The organism is Paenibacillus amylolyticus, assembly GCF_036894225.1.
Lineage (GTDB): Bacteria > Bacillota > Bacilli > Paenibacillales > Paenibacillaceae > Paenibacillus > Paenibacillus amylolyticus.
On sequence record NZ_CP145892.1, the window covers coordinates 3,571,835 to 3,594,072 of the forward strand.

The window sequence follows — 22,238 nt, forward strand, 5'->3', positions numbered from 1 at the left end:
ATCATCTGTCCTGCCTTATTAGTGGAAAGCTTCAGTAAAACTTCACTTGGTATACCTCAATATTTTACTGTAACCATAAGCAAGAACAAATGGCAGGAGGTATGACACAAAGGTCCAAATTATGTTCCATCCATTAAAATAAATGACATGCCCCATCATTTTGGCAACCCATTCGATTAATGTCAGCGACAATGATGCAACAAGAATCGCCAACCATGGCTTGGCGCCTTTTTCTGAAATCATATACATCATCAGGCAACCAGCGATCGGATAGACTCCAAGATCCATTGGAAGAGCAGCCAAGGATTGATTATGAGTATTTGGCATAATATTCCAAAAGTAATTAAATCCGATATTGTTGATGGATGCTGAAATAGCCACACCAAGTGGATAATATAGAATAAGGATTGTAAAGTTCCGACGCAGAATCCATACACCCAATATAATGGGAATGACCATACCCAACAGAATGTTTCCTAACATGCCATTTTCCTCCAAAGCTTTGTTACTTCTGTAGTTTCACTATAAGCCGCATCAGCATTTATCGGATTTCTCTCACTTCAATACAAGTGGTGTTGTATAAGTTAACCAACTCCATGGGATATAATGCATATTAGCAAATTCGAAATAGGCTTGTGTGAGTCCAAACGTTAAAAAGGCCGCTTATCCAACAAGGGTAAGCGACCTTTTTTAGCGCATTTAGTAAACTTACATTAATGCAGTTTAAATTCGTTTAAAAACGGAGCAGCTTATCCACATGATTCATATGTTCCAGATTACGAATAAACTCGTATCGTTCTTGTTTTGTTCCATTAAATGGTGTTTCTAAAAGAAATTGATTGAATTTCTGTTCAAGCATATTCCAGCCAAACGGAGTTTCCATATCGCCTAGAGGTACAGGCATCCACCGTTCATATATATTGCCATCATGTGTTGTTATAACAACATGGGCAGCGCAAAAATGAGTTGGATGATCAGCCAGATATTGCTGCACTTCATCATCCAGGGTTACTGTAATTTTTTGCACCAGTTCCTGAACCTCCGGATCGGTAAAGCTATTGAATATTAATTCCTCTGAGTCCATACGACCGTATTTGAGAGCCACGGCTGAAGTGAATTGTGTGCTGGCCTGTGCTCCGATTGCGGTCTTAGGCTTAGGATTCGTCAGACGATATACAAATGAAGAGGTCCTCACATCAACAGACTTGATCTTGGATGGTGTTAAACTATAGTCTTCGCGAAGTTCCAACATAGCATCCAGAGTGGCGTGTAATCCACGCTGGCAGGCATGACGTTTGAAATAAATGTAAGTCACTTTAAAATCAGTTCCCAGTCCTTCCAGCACATGACTTGTGTCACAATGCCCGCTTGTTCCTTTGAAGGCCTGGAAGAATCCATATTTTCCTTCCAAAGCTGCATCAGGACCCGTGAAACCACAGGATGCCAGTCTCACGGCTCTTAATCCGGTCAATGCCGCCCAGCCACTGCATAAAATTTTCCCTGAAGTTCCATCATTCTGATATTCAATTAAACCTCCTGTGAACAGAGAAGCAATCCCCATCGCATCCTTGGTCTGCTTGGAATCTGCATTTGTTAATTTACTTACCAAGGCTACTGCTGCGACAGCGCCGCATACCCCGGTAGCATCAAATCCTCTTTCCCGGTACATAAATGGATTGATCGCTTCGCCTAACCGAGCATATACGTCATAAGCCGCAACAATGGCGGTGATCATCTGTTTCCCATCGTTTCGGTGAAGCTGAGCCATACTTAGCAGGAGCGGAACAAGCACAGATCCAGGGTGGCCCATGGCGTGGCGATAGCCGTCATCCAGATCTGCACAACGTGCCATCATGGTATGAATAAAGACAGCATGATCTGTGCTAGTGCGAACATCCTGTTCACCAATCAATGAGACCAAGTCTTCATTTTTAATAATAGAGTCTGCCAATCTTGCATATTCCAAAATGCGTTCACTTGTTTCAGAGTATCGACCAAATACCATATTACCGTAAGAGTCCAGTATTACCTGTTTACCTACTTCGATAGCCCTCTCGGAGAGATCCTCATATTGAAGACGGGTTACGTAGTTAGCAAGTTCTACAATCATATGATTCACAACAGTTCACCTCGTTATTTTGACTTCAATCCGCAAATACACGGGAAGTTTACATAACAAAAATATAAAGTTGGCATCATGTTGAACTCAAGCACAAGTTAACTGCACTAACTCAACTTTTGTATGCACATAAGTAATTGAACGCCAATATGATTCAATTGCTTTGATGCAATGAAGGGGTGCAATAACGTTTGACTATTTTTTTCAAATCCTCTACGTAAGAGGGGAAAATTTTAGATTTGTGATAGATCAATGCAAGCGGGTGAAGATAAGAAAAATCAGCGATTGGAAATACATGAAGGTGAGAATTCGTATGATTAGACTCATTCAATGCATGAATCCCTGAAAGATACATCGTTAATGAAAAACTGGCTGCGTAATCCTCAGCACACAAAAGGTGATGGATATCCGGTTGCGTCAATTCGTTAATACAATGCAGGGATATGTTACGTTCAGCGAGATGTTTATCGAGCAAAATACGGGAATTGAAGTTTTTCTTATTCAGAACAAAGGGTACATGTTGAAACAGACTCAAATCCGCACCCTGGTTAAATGTTTCGATGCACTCGGGATATTGATCAGGGAAATACTGCTTGAGCAAATTGTCCGAGATTACCATGTACATCTGCTCAAGCAGAATTGTTTCATACTTTACATTTTGCGTTACGATATTGTCCACACCTGAGAGAAACAGATCCAGTGAATTGTTTAACACCATCTCCTGCATTTGCGGTGAGGTTGTACGATGAATTTTAAGCTCCACTTTGGGATGCAGGGCATAAAACTCTTTTAATAATTTCGGCACGATAATGGGATAGCGGCCTTCGGTAATGCCAAAATGAATCGTGCCTGACTTATCCTCTTTAAGATCAGTAAGTTGATTCTCCATATTTTGATCCAGTAGCTCAATTTGACGTAGCGTATCTTGCATAATTTTTCCCGCTGCTGTCAGCGCAATTTTAGGTTTTCTTTCGAAGAACGCAACACCATGTTTTTCTTCCAAGCTTTTTAGGTATTTGCTGAGTGATTGATGGGAAATATATAGTCGTTTCGCTGCATTGGAAATGTTTAACTCTTCGGACAGAACCAAAAAATATTTATAGTTATTAAGCATGCATACCTCCTGAGGTAATCTTTTGTGTGACTCTGATGTAAACACTATAGATGCAACACGGTTAAAGATCATCATACTGCAACTATTAGTTACATACAAGCAATCTAAATGTGCTTTGGGGTTGCGAATATCTATGATAAATTATGAATGTATTCACGATGTCCATAGCGGTGTAAGCGTGAGCAATATGCAAATGTCTGCTCCAAAATATAATTAACAGGAGGTTATGTGCGTGAGTAAAGTTGCAGTTCTATTAGCAGAAGGATTTGAAGAAAGTGAGACACTGACGATTGTTGATATTTTGAGAAGAGCACATATCGAATGTCACATGATTAGTACAGCGGGTGAAATGGTTCGTGGTAGTCATGACATCGTGGTCAAGGCTGATGCGCTCATCAGTGAAGATGTTAAAACTTACGATATGATCGTACTTCCTGGAGGAATGCCTGGGGCCGCTAATCTTCGTGATGATGAACGCGTAATTCAACTTATTCAGGAAATGAATCAGTCCGGCAAATATGTAGCAGCCATGTGTGCGGCACCTCTTGCACTAGCCAAAGCAGGTGTGTTGGAGAACAAAAATTTCACAGCTTATGTAGGTTATGATCAGAAAATTGAAACCAGCGGTACTTTTAAAGAAGATATTGTTGTTAAAGATGGAAATCTGATTACAAGCCGCGGCCCCGCGACGTCTTATGCTTTCGCTTTTGCATTAGTGGATGCCTTAGGCGGAGACAGTATGGCTGTCAAAAATCGTATGGTTTATTTCAATGCATTTGATGCTGAATAGGAGGGAACTGAAATGACGAATAAAGTAGCAGTATTGATGGCGGAAGGTTACGAAGAGGGCGAAACGCTGACGATTGTTGATATTTTGAGAAGAGCTGGGTTAACCTGTGACACGTTTTATTTTGGCGATAAGCTGGTTAAGGGCATGCACGGCATCTTTGTAGAAGCAGACAAACCTTTTGGCGAAGAAGTAAAGCAGTATGACATGATCGTTCTGCCGGGAGGCCGCCCAGGTGGACAAAACCTGAAGGAAAATCCGGATGTGATTGACATGGTGCAGTACTTCAATCAGAACAATAAGTACATTGGCGCAATGTGTTCCGGTACGGTGGTACTGTCCGATGCAAAGGTCATTGAGGGCAAACAGGTAACAGGTTATGTAGGGTACGCTGAGAAATTGATTGGCGGCATCTTCAAGGATGAAGTCGTCGTAGCTGACCAGAATCTCGTTACAAGCCAAGGGCCTGCAACACCTTATCCATTTGCATACAAAATTGCAGAAATCTTCGGCAAAGATACATCAGGCCTACGTGAAAAGATGTTATACAACTTTGCCGGAGGCAAGTAAAGACAGCTAAGAGGGCGGGGGAATCATATGAAAACAGAGGAATTGGCTAAGGAGATTATCGCTAACATTGGACAGGATAATATTACGTATGCCACGCATTGTGCAACCAGATTGAGATTCAACGTAAAAGATGAGTCTCAGGTTAACTTGAAAGCGCTTGATCGACTGGAAGGTGTCCTGCGAGCCCAGTTTAACAGTGGTCAGTTACAGATCATCATTGGCGCAAAAGTGAAAAGCGTTTTTGACGCAGTAAGTGAAAAGCTTGACTTGGAAAATCAGGACATTGAAGTGAAAGCAGTACAACAAAAAAAGAATGTGATTTCCCGAGTCGTGGAAACGGTGGCAGGTATATTCGGGCCAGTCATTCCAGTGTTGATTGGGTGCGGTATGGTGAAGTCTGTGCTTGCAATCCTGACGACAATGAATCTTCTTGAGACAACAAGTGGTGCGTACCAAACCTTTAGTCTGATTAGCGATCTTATTTTCTATTTTTTCCCCTTCTTCCTTGCAGTCAGCGCGGCCAAGAAGTTCAAAACCAACGAATATCTGGCTGTGGCCCTTGCCGGGGCTTACATGTATCCCACCATTATGGAAGGTGCAGCAAAAGTGGCAGAGACGGGTGTTACCAGTTTAAGCTTTTTCGGCCTTCCATTATTGCTCGTGAACTATAAATCAACGATCATTCCGATTATTATTTCGGTTTGGGTGATGAGCTACGTCTACCGGTTTGTTAATAAGCGAATACCCGATATGTTTAAAATTTTGTTTGTGCCAATGATTGTGTTGTTCATTATGGTTCCACTTGGATTAATTGTTTTCGGACCTTTAGGAACCTACTTCGGCAGTGGAGTTGCTCAAATTGTAACGTATTTGTATACGGTGAATGGCGTCATTGGTGCATTTTTATTTGGAACATTCAGACCCCTTCTAATTATATTTGGCATGCATTACGCGATTACTCCAATTAACAGCCAGCTGATTGCTGAATATGGATACTCGGTAATTTCACCTGCAAACTTGACTGGAAATCTGGCTCAAGCCGGGGCATGTATTGGTGTATTCCTCTTATTGAAACATAAAGCGAGCAAATCCAGTGCTTTATCCAGTGGTGTAACGGCGATGTTTGGTATTACCGAACCGGCTATCTTCGGATTCAACCTTAAGTACAAGCGTCCTTTTATCTGTGCGATGCTTGCAGGAGGTATCGGAGCAGCTTACATCAATTTCTGGGGTGGAGGAGCAACGGCTCTGATTCTGCCAGGTATCCTGGCCTTGCCAACCTATATCGCTGACAGTTATATACACATCATTATCGGGGTAGCAATCAGCATTACGCTTGCACTGGTTGCCGTCTTGATCTGGGGAATTGAAGAAGAGATTCCAGCTCCAGTTACTGCAAGTGTTGGCAATGGAACAGATGGTTCTGCTGCCGCTAATGCGAGTGCGGCGACCTCAGAATCTCATGCTTTGACTCGACCAACCGGAACAATGATTGTTGGCTCTCCAATTAACGGGATAGTTAAAAATATAACTGAAATCGACGATCCCATCTTTGCTCTGGGGAGCGGTGCTGCAGTTGAATCAATCGACGGCAAAGTATACGCCCCATTTGACGGAAAGGTTGTATCGCTGTTCCCAACCAAACATGCCATTGGACTGATGTCGAATGAGGGTGTGGAAATGCTTGTTCATGTAGGGATAAATACAGTCAAGTTGAAAGGAAAGCATTTCACGGCTTATGTGCAGCAGGATCAGGTGATTAAGCAAGGAGATCTGCTGATCGAATATGATCATGAAGCTATTCGGGCAGCAGGATTTGATACGGTCGTGCCCATCATTATATCGAATACTTTTGAATATCAGAGTGTTGAGCAGATTGCTGAGGATCGGGTTGTCCAAAACGAAGCATTGTTACGCATTCACGCTTAGAGGTGGTTAATATGAGTAAATTATCTGATGACTTTCTTTGGGGAGGCGCTGCAGCGGCCAACCAGTTAGAAGGTGGATGGAATGAGGGCGGCAAAGGAGTCAGTGTTGCAGATGTCATGACAGCAGCAACACATGGCTTGGAGCGAAGAATTACACAGGGAATTGAGGAAAATGTATATTACCCTAGTCATCAGGCTAGTGATTTTTATACAAGATACAAGGAAGATATTCAGTTGTTTCATGAGATGGGATTCAAATGCTTTCGAACCAGCATCGCGTGGACTCGGATATTTCCAAACGGAGATGAGACGGAACCGAATGAGGAAGGTCTGCAATTCTATGATGACTTGTTTGACACCTGTTTGGCATACGGGATTCAGCCAGTAGTCACCATATCTCACTTCGAAATGCCATATCATCTAGTGACGGAATATGGGGGATGGCGCAATCGTAAATTGATTGACTTTTACTTAAACTTCTGCGAAGCAGTCTACACCAGATATCGGACAAGGGTTAAGTACTGGATGACGTTTAACGAAATCAATATGATTGTGCGCAAGCCATGGAAGCCGGGAGGTATTCAGTGGAACGATGGGGAAAACAAACTTCAGACCATGTACCAGGCTGCGCATTATATGCTGATAGCCAGTGCCAAAGCAGTCAAGCTTGGTAAAGAGATCAACCCAGACTTTATGATCGGCGGCATGTTCCTTCATCCAACATCATACGCAGCTACATGCGACCCTGATGATGTGCTTGCCCAGGTCAAAAAACTTCAACAAGCTTACTTCTTTCTCGATGTACATGTCAGAGGCAAATATCCACGCTCATATTATGGGTTCCTGAAGCAGCATCAATTGGAAATTGAAACTGCTCCTGAGGATGAATTGATTCTGAGAGAAGGAACCGTAGATTATATCGGATTCAGTTATTACTCCAGCTCTGTCGTTATGGCTAATCCAACCGATCAGGACAAGAGTGAGGGGAATGAAATAAGCGGTTATAAAAATCTGCTCTTGCCTGCCAGTGAATGGGGATGGCAGATTGATCCGGTAGGTCTCCGGATTACATTAAACTGGCTGTATGATAAGTATCAGATCCCGCTATTTATTGTAGAGAATGGTTTAGGCGCAGTGGATACGCTCGAAGAGGATGGGTCAGTGCATGATCCATATCGGATTGATTACCTTAGACAGCATGTGAGTGAGATGAAAAAAGCGATTCTGGAAGACGGAGTTGAAGTGATAGGTTACACTCCTTGGGGTTGCATAGACCTTGTCAGTGCCGGAACAGGAGAGATGAAAAAGAGATATGGCTTAATCTATGTCGATAAAGACAATGATGGAAAGGGTTCATTAAAGCGAGTTAAAAAAGATTCTTTCTACTGGTATAAAGAATGTATTAAAAGTCAAGGGAAGATAATATAACACTTCGTCAAGTACACGAATGATCAATTAAAAGCCCTTGTCTCCATCGGCAACAACTGGAGACAAGGGCTTAAGCTTTTTCAAAGTTTTACCCGAAATTTATTAGGGATTTTTTTTACTGGTGCTTGCTGAGAATATCAAATATGATCTTGGCATTATCTGTGTTGTCGATCAAACCGGCGAAGCGATGACTTGCCGGACCGTAGGCATAGACCGGAACATCTTCACCTGTATGTCCACCTGTTGTCCAGCCGGTATATGAACGGTTATCAATAATCGCTTCAATAGCATTATCAATCTTTGTTACATCCGCACTTTTGGCTGCTTCGTTCACCGATTGAATCTCTTCAGGTTTCAACTCCAGTTTGAGATAACTTTTCAGTGTTTCTTCAACCGAAGCACCTTTTGCAATTTGTGCTGCCATGAAGTCAGGTGTGCGCAGTGCAGCTTTGATTGGGTCTACGAAGAAGTTGTATTCTCCGTCTTTTCCAAGCGTAAGTCCGCCCGTGGAGTGGTCGGCAGTAGCTACGACAAGTGTTTCACCGTCTTTTTTGGCAAAATCAATAGCTGCCTGAAATGCTGCTGCGAAATCATCCATTTCACTCATCGCGCCAACGATATCATTATCATGTCCTGCCCAGTCGATCTGGCTGCCTTCGACCATTAGAAAGAATCCTTTGTCGTTCGAACTGAGGCGATCAATCGCTGTATTGGTCATCTCAGCTAATGATGGAGTTGCAGCAGTACGATCAATCAACTTGTCCAGCCCTCCGTCCGCAAACAGTCCAAGAACTTGTTGATTCTTATCAGCAAGGAGAGAGGAACGATCCGTCACATAGCTGAAACCGGCCTTCTGGAACTCCTTCGTCAGGTCACGACCCTCACGTACAAAATTGGATTTCCCTCCACCCAGAAGTACATCCACCTTATGCTTGCCATTAATCAACTCATCATAATAATCGTCCGCAATAGCATCCATATTTTTTCGACTGATATCATGGGCACCAAATGCAGCTGGTGTGGCATGAGTGATCTCCGATGTAGCCACGAGTCCGGTGGCTTTCCCGTTTTCTTTGGCCTGCTCAAGTACGGTTTTGACTTCCTTCTGCTCAGGGTCAACCGCAATGGCCGCATTGTATGTTTTCACGCCCGCGGACATGGCCGTTGCCGCGGAAGCGGAATCCGTTACATTTTGTTTATCATCATCCGGATAGGTCATTTGTGCTCCAACCAGATAAGGGTCGAATACGGTTTTATCCATGCCCTTCGTCGAAGGATCATCTTTCATATAACGGTAGGCGGAAGTATAAGAGGTCCCCATGCCATCCCCAATGAGGAAGATGATGTTCTTGATTTGTTTTTTCTCCACACTTACAGCTTGAACCGCACTTGCTTGTCCTGCAGACAAGAGAGTAGAAGCCGATACAGCCAGAGTCAGCGCTACCGCTGGTAATACTCTTTTGGATAATTTCACAATGATTCCTCCTCATAATATCTCAACAACAAAAATGAATGCATGAATCTATATTCATTTGTTCATCATTAAGAAGGTTAGCATTTATATGTAAATGAAAACCAAGAACTTTGTATACCTGATGTAAATTAAACAAATATACGGCGATAACTTTAATTTCTTTGCATGAGGAGCAAGTCAAACATTCCAATCAGGACAATATATTTCCTGCGATAGATTCACATGATCTTCTACATACGAGATTACAAAAATATACTTATTCCGCTGTTTTTGAAGTATGATACAACATAAGTAGAACGCTTTCATTTTTTATATTACTGTTAGTATACAATCAATTTCATTTTCAGGAGGCTCTTTACCATTGACCAAAACAACTCCAAATTATGATGGGTATCTCTTTGTACATTTTATTGGCGAACAACCAGACGGAGAGCAGGTTTATTTCTCCTATAGCGAGGATGGTCTTCACTGGAAGGACCTTAATGGCGGCTCACCTGTGCTGTTTTCCGACCTTGGAGAAAAGGGGGTACGGGACCCGTTTCTGGTTCGTTCAGTCAAGGATAATAAATTTTATCTGATTGCTACGGATCTCCGCATCGCAAGCGGCAAAGGATGGAGTCATGCTGTTAATGCCGGGAGCCGTGACGTAATTATATGGGAATCCAGCAATCTCGTGAACTGGTCATCCCCATGGAACGTTACACTAGGTGTTGAGGGCGCTGGATGTGTCTGGGCACCGGAAGCTGTCTATGATGAAATGGCAGATGAGTTTCTTGTATTCTGGGCTTCTGCGACGCAGGAACCTCAGGAGCAAGAACGAAAACAAAAAATATACAGTGCTCGTACAAAAGACTTTCGTACGTTCTCTGCATCGGAAAAATACATTGAGCGTGATAATCATATTATTGATACAACGATTCTTCCTGCGGATGGCTCTTATTATCGATACTCCAAGGATGAAACAACCAAAAACATACGGGTAGAAAAAGGAGACTCTCTCGACAAAGGGGCATTTGTTACACTTCAAGCTCCGGTACTGGAGGCTATGGCAGGTGTGGAGGGACCTCAAATCTTTAAATTCAATGACCGGGAGGAATGGTGCCTGATTGTTGATCGATTTGCTGAAGGCAAGGGTTATCTTCCTCTGCTGACTACGGATCTGGGAAGTGGAGAATTCCGAATCGTCCCTGATGGTAAATTCGATATGGGATCAACTCAAAAGCGGCATGGAAGTGTCCTGCCAATCACAGCTGAGGAGTGCAGCCGGCTTCTCGTGGCTTTTGGGGATGGTCATCAGGTGCTTCCCGGACAATATGCCGATCCTGATGTCGCACAGTTTGGGGATCGTTACTATATGTATCCCACCACAGATGGCTTCGAGGGGTGGTCGGGGACACAGTTCAAAGTGTTTTCTTCTTCAGACCTGAAGCATTGGCAAGATGAAGGTGTTATCCTTGATCTGGGAACAGAGGATGTAGCTTGGGCAACCGGTAATGCCTGGGCACCGGCAATAGCCAACCGTAACGAAAAGTTCTATTTTTATTTCTGCGGCAAAATGCTGAACGGCGACAGTGCCATTGGCGTTGCTGTAGCAGATACACCGATTGGTCCATTTCTGGCCGAGTCGCAGCCTTTAATCACAATGGAGCAGTTGAAACGTCTGGGCATTACTATGGGCCAAGCTATTGATCCCTCCATCTATGTCGAAGATGATGGAAGACCGTATCTGCTATTTGGCAATGGACATGGTGCCATTGTGGAGCTTGGTGAAGACATGATAAGTGTCGTTGAGGACACAATGAGCAATCTGGCAGGCTTGCATGATTTTCGTGAGGCGGTAACCGTGTTGAAGCAGGGTGGACTATACCACTTTACATGGTCCTGTGATGACACAGGTAGCGAAGACTATCATGTGAATTATGGTACGGCAGAGCAATTATATGGTCCAATTACCTATCGATACCCAATCCTGAGCAAAAATGTGGAGAAGAGCATGCTGGGAACAGGTCATCACTGTATCTTTAATGAAAATGAAACCGGTCAACTACGGATTGCCTATCACCGTTTTGTAACGCCACTATCCAGATTTTCATCTGGAAAGGGGTATCACCGCGAAATATGTATGGACCCGATTCTTTTTGGTAAGTACGGACTGATTCAGCCGGTCATACTCTAACATAAGATGTTCAATTAAATCGCTATTTAATGAAGGCTTGATACAGCATGAATGCCTGTCAAATGTCGCTTTTAGCGGTTTTGGCAGGCATTTATCATCCACCTGGAACAAGCAAAGCCGTAGGGTTGAGCGGGTATGCGACTTATTAAACGCATTAATTCCAGAATACATTTGACAGACGAATCAATAAATCGTATTATTACGATATAACGATTTAGGAGGAATACTTTTGAACACTCCCGCTTTTGACAGCAATAACATTAAACAGTTCGATGAACCAGCTAATCTGCTGAAAGCTTTATCTCACCCCATTCGTTTATGCATTGTGCGGGGATTGATGATGAAAAAAAAATGTAATGTTTCTTATATGCAGGAATGTCTGGATCTTCCCCAATCAACAGTCTCACAACACCTCCAGAAGCTTCGTAGTGCAGGTATTGTTGCTACGGAGCGAAATGGTCTTGAAGTGAACTATGTGCTTGCCGATCAACGGGTTGAACAGATTATTAAAACTTTATTTGAAAAGGATGATTGTGAATCATGAGCAAAAAAGTACTAATAGTTGGCGGTGTAGCTGGAGGGGCATCTGCAGCTGCACGTCTTCGCCGTCTGGATGAACATGCCGAGATTATTATCTTTGAGAAGGGACCCTATATCTCATTTGCCAATTGTGGATTACCTTATTATATAGGTGGCACAATCGATGATCGAGAGCGTCTGCTGGTGCAAACGCCAAAAGGGATGGCAGATCGCTTTTGTATCGATGTGCGTACAAGAAGTGAGGTTATAGCTATCGATTCGCAGAAGCGAGTGGTTAAGATACAGTCCCAGGAGCGCGGTGCATATGAAGAAAGTTATGACGAGTTGATATTGTCACCAGGTGCTAAACCGATCATTCCCGATCTGCCGGGCAAGGACAATCCACTAATTTATACCGTACGAAGTATTCCAGATATTGATCGGATCAAAGACCAGGTAAGTTCGTCTAACAACCGATCTGCGATCGTAATAGGCGGTGGGTTTATAGGCGTGGAAATGGCTGAGAATTTAAAGGAAGCTGGTCTGGATGTAACCCTGATTGAGGGGAACGCACAAGTACTCACACCCTATGATACCGAGTTAGCAGCCGCATTAGCACAGGAAATGGAGAATCATGGTGTAAACCTGCTGTTTTCCAAACGTGTTCAGGGATTTCATTCCCTAGAGCAGGGCATAGGGGTTGAACTTGCCGATGGTCATGTGTTGACAGCTGACATGGTTATTCTTGCGATAGGCGTAACGCCGGACACCTATTTTTTGAAAGATAGCGGAGTTTCGCTGGGTGCACGTGGACATATTATCGTAAATGAAGCCTTGGAAAGTAGTGTGCCACATATCTATGCTGTTGGGGATGCCATCGAAGTAACGGAAACCATACATGGTACGAAGGCAACGATACCACTTGCCGGACCTGCCAACAAACAAGGTCGTATTGTTGCCGACCGTATCGCAGGGCTTCCTTCTACCTATAGAGGAACACAAGGTACGTCCATTATCAAAGTATTTGGAATGACCGCAGCGACGACAGGCAGTAATGAAAAAACACTACAGCGTCTCGGCATGGACTATCAAACCGTTATCGTACACCCTGCTTCTCATGCATCGTATTATCCGGGTTCAAGTGCAATTACTCTTAAACTGCTGTTTACTCCGGAAGGCAAAATTTTAGGCGCACAAGCAGTCGGTTATGATGGAGTGGATAAACGAATTGATGATATTGCTGTAGCCATTCATTTCGGAGGACATGTCCGGGATTTAACAGAGCTTGAACTGAGTTACGCGCCACCTTATTCTTCTGCCAAAGATCCCGTGAATATGGCTGGATATGCAGCAGAGAATATGATCACCGGACGTGTTCAGACGTTCACCTATAATCAACTGGCTGATCGTCAGCCGGGGCAGTCGATACTTCTGGATGTTCGCAGTGAAATTGAGCATCAGAATGGTCATATTCCGGATTCACTCTCTATTCCAGTTGATGAACTTCGTCAACGTTTAGATGAATTAGACCGATCCAAAGAAATCTGGCTATACTGTCAAGTCGGCTTACGTGGTTACACTGCTTCGCAAATTTTGCGTCAGCATGGTTTTAGTGTAAAAAACTTGAGTGGTGGTTATAAAACATACCGTCAAGCCCAGTTTAAGCCTGCTCCATTTTCTGCTGCAAAACAAGATCATCATGATCCTGTGATAGACGCAAAGGAAAAGGAGTCTATTCCCACTTCCTTAACACAGCCGCAACGTATTGATCATGAGTTGAACGTCTGTGGATTAAGTTGTCCTGGTCCGCTAATTCAGGTTAAGCAGAAAATGGATAAACTCTCGAACGGGGAAACCCTTCGCGTGAAAGCTTCCGATCCAGGATTCTATGAAGATGTCAAAGCATGGGCGACAATGTCGGGTTCCACAATCTTGCAGTTGGAAAGACTGAAAGGCGGTACGATTGAGTCTGTCATTGTAAAAAATACAGCACAACCCGTATCGGATTCCCCCATCAGCGATCCTGCCAGCACGATGGTTGTTTTCAGTGGTGATCTGGATAAAGCGATCGCCTCACTCATTATTGCTAATGGGGCAGCAGCGAGTGGACGGAAAGTAATCCTATTTTTCACTTTTTGGGGATTGAGTATTATTCGTAAGCAGCAACCGCAGAAGTTATCCAAAACTATGATCGGCCGTATGTTTGATATGATGCTGCCTCGCGGGAGCCAGAAGCTTGGCATGTCCAAAATGAATATGCTTGGAGCAGGCCCGAAGATGATCCGTGGTTTGATGAAAAAACATCATGTGCCGTCGTTGGAGGAATTGATTGAGAGCGCAATTACACAAGGAGTAGAGATCGTTGCCTGCCAAATGTCCATGGATTTAATGGGAATTCAGCGTGAAGAATTAATAGATCAAGTCAAAATTGGTGGCGTAGGTTACTATCTTGGACAAGCATCACAAGCCAATCATAATCTGTTTATTTAAAAAAATTAGTAATGCTGAGCAGGATAATTGAATGCGTACCGAGAGAATGCCACGATGAGTGGCATTTTTTTGTTCAAAAATAATGAACGTTTCATTCAAAAACGGTTCTTTGACTTACATTTAACAGCAACATAGAGTGATGACAAGGACGGTGGTTGATTTTAGCTAGGCAAATGAGAAGCATATACACCCTTGACTTTCCCCTGTACGGGAAACTATATACTCGCATTATGTTAAAAGATTGGAGATGATATGTTGTTCAAAATCAGTGCGTTTTCCAAGCTAAGTAGGGTCTCATTAAAAACACTGCGTTATTATGACCAGATTGGCATACTTAAGCCGAGAAAGGTAGATCACGATACGGGTTACCGTTACTATTCCGCAGATCAGCTTCTCGAGCTTAACCGAATCTTCATTTATAAAGAATTGGGGTTCACGTTGCCACAAATCACACAGCTGTTACAGGAGCATATTACATTGGAGAATATTCAAGGCATGTTTAAGCTAAAAAGAAGCGAAATTCAGCAGGTTATCGATACGGAACAAGCCAAACTCGTCCGGATTGAGGAACGCATGCAGCTTATAGAGGAAGAGGGGCACGTCGAAACTGGGCAAGAAATCCGAATCAAAGAGGAAGGTGCTCGGCAGTTTCTTTTTCAGACAGGTTGTGGGAGGGAAGAGGATATCCCGAGTTTATTTCATCAGTTTGATCAATCATTAACAAAAGAAATGCGCCAACTGATCGACGGACCTCAGGTTGTTTTGTGGAAAGAAATCGCAGGACAAGAGGAAGAGTTCGAGTTTGAAATAGGTTACTTCTTAACCTGTGAGCTGCGATCACCTCCCGACCCATTTCAACGGCGGACTCTTCCTGCCGAGCCCATGATGGCCACCATAGCTTATCGTTCCAATGCCACCTTTGCCTGTAAAGCCTGTGTTCATCTAGCTACATGGATTGAGAATAATAACTATCAGATCAAGGAGAACGGAGCTGGTAGGGAATTATATTTACCCTTATCTCAAGAACAAGATGTACAGTTTATAGAAATACAAATTCCAATACTAAATAGATAACTAGAGAAGACGGAGTGGATTAAAGTGAAAAATAAATGGATTATATATATCTTGGCATTAGCTGTTTTTCTGATCGGAACCCTTGAATACATTATTACAGGAGTCATAGAAATGATCGCCTCAGACCTGAGCGTATCTACTTCCGAAGTGGGTTTACTGGTGACTGTATTCGCTCTGGCAGCGGCCATTATCGCTCCGATTCTCATTGCAATTACAATAAATATGGATCGCAAGAAGTTACTGTTGTCTGCCCTCAGTGTGTTTATTGCCAGCAACGGACTTATGCTTGTTGACCTTTCTTACGAAACTTTACTATGGGTGCGAATTATTCAAGGTGCTAGCGGAGGAGTGGCTACCGTAGTAGCGATGGCCGTATCGACACGACTGGTTGAAAAAGAAAAAAGAGGCAATGCCATCGGCATCATTTTGATGGGGCTAAGCAGTTCGCTAGTGCTCGGTGTCCCATTGGGCACATTTTTTAGTGAAATGTTTGGATGGAGAGTTCTATTTATATTCATTGGATTGTTAAGTGTTCTTCCATTACTTATTATCTACAAAAAGGTTCCGGCAATCAAAGAGGAAGAAAAGATCACCCTCAGAATGCAGCTCTCCATTTTAAAAAATCCACTCATTCTGACTGCCTTGCTTATTACATTATTGTATATCGGCGGCTATTCGACACTGTTCACGTATATTACGCCTTTCTTGCAAGCCACATCCACTCTTACTATGACCGAGATAAGCGGTGTTCTGTTTCTCGCGGGAATTTGCAGCTTTGTCGGATCAAAAGTGGGCGGACAATTGGCAGACGCAAAGGGATCAAAGTTTACAATTTGTCTAGGCCTTCTGTTACAAGGCGTAACTCTGCTTTTGTTTGCTCTAGCTGGAGTTAATCTTATGATGTTAATCTTGGTTTTAATGATTTTTATGTTAGCAACGTGGAGCATATCTCCGGCCCAGCAACTATATCTGGTTACACTGGCACCTCGTAATCCCGACATTGCCCTTAGCGTAAATACGTCATTTATCCAGTTTGGTTTTGCACTGGGATCTGGATTAGGTGGGATTGTGATCAGTCGTACATCTGTCCTGTACTTAAATTGGTTGGGGTTTGGAGCTGTAGGAATTGCTTTACTTCTTGCCATACTGCTATTTAAGAAATCGAGAAGCAGAACTGGAACTCCAGATCCAGTGTAATTTCAGTGATGGGTAATTCTTGCTTATAAGTAAAATAAAAAGATCTCTTCAGCATTCACTGCTCAAGAGATCTTTTTGGTGTATAACAAAGTTAATATTTTTGGAGTTAGATGTAAAATATAGCTCATATATTATTCAATGGATAAATTTTTAATAACGATTAACAACCGGCAAGATTCTTTTCTGGACTGATCAGTTCAGATATGTTATATTTCTGAAACGGGAGGTGTTACTTATCGCCAGGACTAAAGAATTTGACAAAAATCAAGCGTTACACGAAGCGATGCTGTTGTTTTGGAAAAAAGGATACGAGGCTGCTAGTATACCGGATTTACTGGAAGTGATGGGCATTAGCCGATCCAGCCTTTATGATACTTTTTCCGACAAGCAAACCTTGTATAGAGATGCCCTGGAGCATTATAAAAAAGGGAGTTCCAATAAACAGACCATTCTTGAACAAGCGTCCAACGTTAGAGAAGGAATTCTTCAATTTTTTGAGTATCATATTGCTTCAGCATACGATACCAGCCTACCGGGCGGATGTTTTGTAACAAATACAGCAACAACATTGGAGTCACCAGATGAACAGATAAATGTCTTGATACAGACTAGTTTTTCGGATTTGGAACAAGCATTTTGCGAGCTTTTGGAAAAGGGCCAACAATCGGGAGAGATAGATAAAACAACAGATATCAAAACATTGTCTTATTTATTGCTGAATTTACATCAAAGCATAAATATTATGGCCAAAACAGGTCAAAATCCAGAACGTGCAAAAGAGATGATTAGCTTTGTAATTGCAGGGATATAATTTTTTTTAGCAATATTGGAATGATTGTTCCGTTATTATATTCCTCATATTTTGAAGGTGCCATTTGAAAAGTATCTGCAAGACCATAATTTTTTTAATCATTCTGGAACATTCATTCCGTTATCGAAACATTCCATCAACAATAAGGAGATGCAACCAATGAAGGTATCGTTTATTGGACTTGGTAATATGGGGCTTCCAATGGCACAAAACCTGTTGAACGCGGGGTATGAATTAGTCATCTTTAATCGGACCCCTGAAAAAGCTGAACCATTAATAAAACAGGGAGCACGGTATGTCCAAACACCTCTAGAGGCAGCGAAAGAAAGCAATCTTGTAATTACCATGTTATCTGATGATGCTGCTTTGAGAGAGATTGTCGAGGGACCACATGGAGTTCTGAACGGATTATCTGAAAATGGAATTCACGTATCTGCCAGTACGATCAGCGTAGATCTGGCTCGAAAATTATCCGCTTTGCATGCGGAGAGACACCAGCACTTTGTGTCTGCCACCGTAATGGGGCGCCCGGATGCCGCTAAAGCAGCTACATTGCGCATTATTTTAGCTGGTCCGGAACATGCAAGACAACGAGTACTTCCCATGTTAACAGTACTAAGTCAAGAGATATTTGAGATTGGGGATCATGGCGAAGAAGGTAACATTGTCAAAATAGGCGTTAACTTTCTAATTGCTTCAATGCTGGAAGCTTTGTCGGAAGCGCAGCTCATGGTTGAAAAGCACGGTATTAAGCCGTCCCGATATATCGATGTTGTGAATGCTCTTTTTCAATCTCCGGTATATCAGAACTATGGCGCGATCATGACCGAACAGCGGTTTGAACCAGCCGGTTTTAATATGAAGCTCGGGTTAAAGGATGTTGCATTAGCTATCGAGGCAGCCAAGTCAGTTCAAGCTCCACTACCTTTAGGTCAGCTTATTCATCAACACCTCTCTGAAGGAATTACCCATGGTTATGGTGAGTTGGATTGGACGGCTTTAATCCGTTGTCTTGAGCATTCCTCTTAAGGAAAGAAAATCTAAGGAGAGATTAATTATGGAAATAGGTGTTACTTCATTCGTAGAAACAAAGCCTGATACTAAGACCGGAGTTGTGATGAGTCACGCACAGCGATTGCGAGAAGTCGTGGAAGAAATCGTCCTTGCAGATCAGGTAGGACTTGATGTGTTTGGCATAGGTGAGCATCATCGTGATGATTATGCAGCATCTTCACCAGCAATGGTGTTGTCCGCTGCCGCGCCCCTCACAAAACGGATTCGATTGACAAGTGCTGTGACGGTCCTATCTTCAGCAGATCCTGTCCGTGTGTTTCAGGATTTTGCCACGCTTGACGGTCTCTCCAATGGACGTGCCGAGATTATAGCGGGTCGAGGTTCCTTCATTGAGTCCTTTCCACTGTTTGGTTATAACCTGCATGACTACGAGGATTTATTTAATGAAAACATTGAATTGCTTCTTAAATTACGGGAATCCGAGAAAGTAACATGGAATGGAGGCCATCGACCAGCGATACATAATCTGGGGGTATACCCGCGTCCTGTTCAGAATTCTATACCTGTATGGATTGGTAGCGGAGGTACTCAGGAGTCTGCCATACGTGCTGGAATTCTAGGTCTGCCACTAGTTCTGGCAATTATCGGTGGTAATCCAACGAAATTTGCGCCACTTGTAGAACTGTATAAAAAGGCGGCAACTCATGCTGGTCATGATGTATCACAGCTTCGGGTAGGTTCACATTCTATCGGATTTGTTGCAGAAGATACAGAAAAGGCCGCAGAACTCTTTTTCCCGTCCACTCAGTACGGCATGAATAAACTCGGCAAAGAGCGGGGGTGGGCATATTACGATCGTTCCAGCTATGACGCTGCCCGCAGCTCTGATGGTGCGTTGTATGTAGGGGATCCGGAAACAGTTGCTCAAAAAATTATTCATCTGCGCAAGCATGTAGGAATTACACGTTTCATGATGTATGTTCCCTTAAGCACGATGCCACATGAGTTGGTAATGCAGGCTATAGAACTGCTCGGTAAAGAGGTTGCACCGCGAGTACGAGAGGAAATTTCCAAGTGGGAAGCTGAAATGAGATAAGGATTAACTAAAAAACATAAATGAACGAATTCATTATTATATTTGGAGGAATTATCATGAGTATTGAGACACGTATATTACCAGAATTAAGAGAGGTATATTCACAATTTCCAGGGTTTGAATTGGAGAAAAATTTAGAGTGGAGCAGAAACTTAGTATCGGCTGCATCGGTGAAAAAATCAGAGCATGTAAACACAACTAGCCGGAAAATTCCGAGGGATGGAGGTGAGATGCTGGTCAAAATTTATGAGCCAGCCGAACGAACGAATGATTTACTACCAGCCATGTTATGGATTCATGGGGGTGGGTACGTGTTAGGACATCCAGATATGGACGACAAATTGTGCGAACGTTTTGTTCAGACAGCAGAATGTATTGTCGTATCAGTCGATTATAGGCTCGCTCCTGAGCACCCTTATCCTGCGGGGATTGAAGATTGTTATGCTGGATTGGTATGGATGACGGAGGAAGCAGCAATGCTTGGCATTGATGTGAATCGGGTTGCGATTGCCGGTGCTAGCGGTGGCGGAGGACTGACAGCAGCACTCGCGCTGATGGCACGTGATAAAGGAGGTCCGTCTATTATCTTCCAAATGCCATTGTATCCGATGTTAGATAATCGTAACATCACGCCATCTAGTCATGAGATTACAGAAGAGGGTTCAATCTGGAACCGAACGGACAACGTGGCTGCTTGGAATATGTACCTTGGTGAGGAGAACGATATCAGTGGAAGTTCTTCTTATGCAATACCTTCGAGAGCAGAGAGCTTGGCCGGATTGCCACCAGCCTATACTTGTGTAGGTCAGCTCGATCTATTCCGAGACGAGACGATGGAGTATGTGGCACGATTAGCACAAGCAGGTGTGGATGTAGAATTTCACCTCTATCCAGGTTGCTTCCACCTTTTCGAAATTCTTGCTCCAGAAACAGAAGTGAGTCAACGTACTGTTAAGGGTTATATGGATGCAATGGCTCGTGCTCTTCATCCCAATAGAACCCTTAATTAAGGATTGATGAATCAGAACCTTTTAAGTTAAAGAAAATTTATAATAGGAAACTTTATGTCAGAAGAAGTCACTAAATTAGTGACTTCTTTTGTTTGGAGACATAAGTATAGATAAATAATCCAAAAAGTTCGAAATGGGGTTAAGCTGCAGGATTCCAATCAGGAAGACTCTTGGATTTGGTCTTTCCAATGTAATCAATCTGTTCAATCCAGAAGTGATTATTGTTGGTGGAGGAATGTCGGCAGCCGGTGACCGCTTGCTGAATACAGTACGTGACACGGTTAAAAATCATGCATTGCATCTCTCATCCGGTGTATGTCCTATCGTACAAGCAAAGTTAGGTGGGCAAGCAGGAACGATCGGCGCGGCTGCATATGCAAAAAATAAGATGCCATTATAAGGTATCACAATATGATAATTGATCAATCATGCTTGAGAATATGTCATTGCATCATACAGTCTAAAACCTTAACTTAAAATGACAGCAGAGAACGCTAACAACCTCGATGACGTTTATACCGATTGAATGGCTAAGGTATGTGTAAACGCCCATTGGACAGAGTGGGAATTTTTCCATTGATCTAAAGCACATCCCCCTTAAAAGTGAGATTTATATCCCAACTCTGTTAAGTCAGCCGGGACACCTTCACGTCGTTTATGAAACTGTTTAGGCGAGGAACCGGTCATTTGTTTGAACTGCCTGCAAAAATGCTCGACATTACGGTAACCGCATCGATCGGCAATCTCTGCAACCGTATACAAATGATGTCTGAGATATTCTTTGGCCAAACGTATTCTGCTATGAATAACATCCTCCATACACGAGAGGCCAAACGATTTCTTGTACATCAACTGCAAGTACCCCGGACTGACGTTTATGATCTTCGCCATTTCTGATATTGTCCAAGGATGGCTGGGATGGTTATGAATTGCCGTTCGAAGCTTCAACAGAGGATAGTGCTGAGGACTAATATCCTCTTGGACACAAGACTCAAGCAATTTATTGAACAAGGTTCGCAGCAGGCAATTGATGGATGATTCCCGGTAATCGTTCTGAAAAGAATGCTCTGCAACAAGCAATTGGAACAGCTTATGACAGTATTCCGGATCATCCAGTGGGAAAGGTGTGCCTGGCGGAAGGGAGGTATCGGTTACAAACGGTTCATCACTTTCAAAACGAATCCAATCATTTATATAGCGCTCTGAACAAGCCCGATAATATATTTTTTGATACGGTTTGAAAAGTACAGCACAATGAGCCGGGTATTCCTTAAGTTGTCCATCAACCCAAAACTGGGCAGGGGTCTGTGTAATGACTAATAACCAGGCATCATGCCCTTCAGGGATATCAAAAACAAAATGATTCTGATGTACCGCGTCACATTCAACGTAAAAAATAGATGTCATGGTTCTTCCCCTTTATCTTTAAGT

General features: G+C 43.0%; 20 protein-coding genes. 14 read left to right on the top strand and 6 right to left on the bottom strand.

The window, feature by feature from the left end; translation table 11 throughout:
- Positions 1 to 42: 42 nt before the first annotated feature.
- The 3 genes from V6668_RS15900 to V6668_RS15910 all read right to left on the bottom strand — a co-directional run bounded on the left by V6668_RS15900 (position 43) and on the right by V6668_RS15910 (position 3,233).
- The gene (locus V6668_RS15900) at positions 43 to 483 is read right to left on the bottom strand and encodes a CBO0543 family protein (RefSeq protein ID WP_036671368.1); all 441 of its coding nucleotides are present in this window, start codon (positions 481 to 483) and stop codon (positions 43 to 45) included.
- Positions 484 to 733: 250 nt separating this feature from the next.
- Positions 734 to 2,110, bottom strand: a complete 1,377-nt coding sequence (locus tag V6668_RS15905; protein WP_338706078.1) for an MmgE/PrpD family protein — start codon at positions 2,108 to 2,110, stop codon at positions 734 to 736.
- Positions 2,111 to 2,273: 163 nt separating this feature from the next.
- The gene (locus tag V6668_RS15910; protein ID WP_338706079.1) at positions 2,274 to 3,233 is read right to left on the bottom strand and encodes a LysR family transcriptional regulator; all 960 of its coding nucleotides are present in this window, start codon (positions 3,231 to 3,233) and stop codon (positions 2,274 to 2,276) included.
- Positions 3,234 to 3,465: 232 nt separating this feature from the next.
- Here V6668_RS15910 and V6668_RS15915 point away from each other — a divergent pair, with 232 nt between their 5' ends.
- Genes V6668_RS15915 through V6668_RS15930 form a run of 4 tightly spaced genes read left to right on the top strand, consistent with a single transcriptional unit; the run spans position 3,466 to position 7,946 of the window.
- Positions 3,466 to 4,023, top strand: coding sequence for a DJ-1 family glyoxalase III (locus V6668_RS15915; protein ID WP_076317806.1), 558 nt, complete (start codon positions 3,466 to 3,468; stop codon positions 4,021 to 4,023).
- A 12-nt stretch (positions 4,024 to 4,035) separates the two neighbouring features.
- Positions 4,036 to 4,590 (top strand): DJ-1 family glyoxalase III, encoded by a 555-nt coding sequence (locus V6668_RS15920; protein WP_036615521.1) that lies wholly within the window; start codon positions 4,036 to 4,038, stop codon positions 4,588 to 4,590.
- A gap of 27 nt (positions 4,591 to 4,617) precedes the next feature.
- The gene (locus tag V6668_RS15925) at positions 4,618 to 6,519 is read left to right on the top strand and encodes a glucose PTS transporter subunit IIA (protein WP_338706081.1); all 1,902 of its coding nucleotides are present in this window, start codon (positions 4,618 to 4,620) and stop codon (positions 6,517 to 6,519) included.
- A gap of 11 nt (positions 6,520 to 6,530) precedes the next feature.
- Positions 6,531 to 7,946: a 6-phospho-beta-glucosidase gene (locus V6668_RS15930; protein ID WP_338706083.1), complete on the top strand. Its 1,416-nt coding sequence runs from the start codon at positions 6,531 to 6,533 to the stop codon at positions 7,944 to 7,946.
- Between the two features lie 115 nt (positions 7,947 to 8,061).
- Here V6668_RS15930 and V6668_RS15935 read toward each other — a convergent pair whose 3' ends face one another.
- Complete coding sequence (locus V6668_RS15935; protein WP_338708957.1) at positions 8,062 to 9,423, bottom strand: alkaline phosphatase; 1,362 nt, start codon at positions 9,421 to 9,423, stop codon at positions 8,062 to 8,064.
- A 358-nt stretch (positions 9,424 to 9,781) separates the two neighbouring features.
- Here V6668_RS15935 and V6668_RS15940 point away from each other — a divergent pair, with 358 nt between their 5' ends.
- From V6668_RS15940 to V6668_RS15980, 9 genes are all read left to right on the top strand, one after another.
- A complete protein-coding gene (locus tag V6668_RS15940; RefSeq protein WP_338706084.1) occupies positions 9,782 to 11,596 on the top strand; it encodes a family 43 glycosylhydrolase in 1,815 nt (604 codons plus the stop codon).
- Positions 11,597 to 11,825: 229 nt separating this feature from the next.
- Entirely contained in the window at positions 11,826 to 12,140 is a 315-nt protein-coding gene (locus tag V6668_RS15945) for an ArsR/SmtB family transcription factor (RefSeq protein WP_036615511.1), read from the top strand.
- Positions 12,137 to 14,605, top strand: a complete 2,469-nt coding sequence (locus V6668_RS15950; RefSeq protein WP_338706085.1) for an FAD-dependent oxidoreductase — start codon at positions 12,137 to 12,139, stop codon at positions 14,603 to 14,605. Before V6668_RS15945 ends, V6668_RS15950 begins: the two co-directional genes overlap by 4 nt.
- 255 nt (positions 14,606 to 14,860) lie before the next feature.
- A complete protein-coding gene (locus V6668_RS15955; RefSeq protein WP_338708958.1) occupies positions 14,861 to 15,679 on the top strand; it encodes a helix-turn-helix domain-containing protein in 819 nt (272 codons plus the stop codon).
- A gap of 24 nt (positions 15,680 to 15,703) precedes the next feature.
- A complete protein-coding gene (locus V6668_RS15960) occupies positions 15,704 to 16,876 on the top strand; it encodes an MFS transporter (protein WP_338706086.1) in 1,173 nt (390 codons plus the stop codon).
- A 226-nt stretch (positions 16,877 to 17,102) separates the two neighbouring features.
- Positions 17,103 to 17,687 (top strand): TetR/AcrR family transcriptional regulator, encoded by a 585-nt coding sequence (locus V6668_RS15965; protein ID WP_235200832.1) that lies wholly within the window; start codon positions 17,103 to 17,105, stop codon positions 17,685 to 17,687.
- 159 nt (positions 17,688 to 17,846) lie between these two features.
- Positions 17,847 to 18,716: an NAD(P)-dependent oxidoreductase gene (locus V6668_RS15970; protein ID WP_076317796.1), complete on the top strand. Its 870-nt coding sequence runs from the start codon at positions 17,847 to 17,849 to the stop codon at positions 18,714 to 18,716.
- Positions 18,717 to 18,744: 28 nt separating this feature from the next.
- Positions 18,745 to 19,797: an LLM class flavin-dependent oxidoreductase gene (locus V6668_RS15975; RefSeq protein WP_036671403.1), complete on the top strand. Its 1,053-nt coding sequence runs from the start codon at positions 18,745 to 18,747 to the stop codon at positions 19,795 to 19,797.
- 56 nt (positions 19,798 to 19,853) lie between these two features.
- Positions 19,854 to 20,807 (top strand): alpha/beta hydrolase, encoded by a 954-nt coding sequence (locus tag V6668_RS15980; RefSeq protein ID WP_338706087.1) that lies wholly within the window; start codon positions 19,854 to 19,856, stop codon positions 20,805 to 20,807.
- Positions 20,808 to 20,946: 139 nt separating this feature from the next.
- Here the strand turns inward: V6668_RS15980 and V6668_RS15985 are convergent, their stop codons facing one another.
- Positions 20,947 to 21,099: a hypothetical protein gene (locus V6668_RS15985; RefSeq protein WP_338709016.1), complete on the bottom strand. Its 153-nt coding sequence runs from the start codon at positions 21,097 to 21,099 to the stop codon at positions 20,947 to 20,949.
- On the opposite strand from V6668_RS15985, the gene V6668_RS15990 reads away from it, so the two are divergent.
- The gene (locus V6668_RS15990; RefSeq protein WP_338708959.1) at positions 21,028 to 21,207 is read left to right on the top strand and encodes an ROK family protein; all 180 of its coding nucleotides are present in this window, start codon (positions 21,028 to 21,030) and stop codon (positions 21,205 to 21,207) included. The genes V6668_RS15985 and V6668_RS15990 overlap by 72 nt on opposite strands.
- A gap of 197 nt (positions 21,208 to 21,404) precedes the next feature.
- Here V6668_RS15990 and V6668_RS15995 read toward each other — a convergent pair whose 3' ends face one another.
- Entirely contained in the window at positions 21,405 to 22,214 is an 810-nt protein-coding gene (locus V6668_RS15995; protein WP_282321317.1) for a helix-turn-helix transcriptional regulator, read from the bottom strand.
- Positions 22,215 to 22,238: the final 24 nt, after the last annotated feature.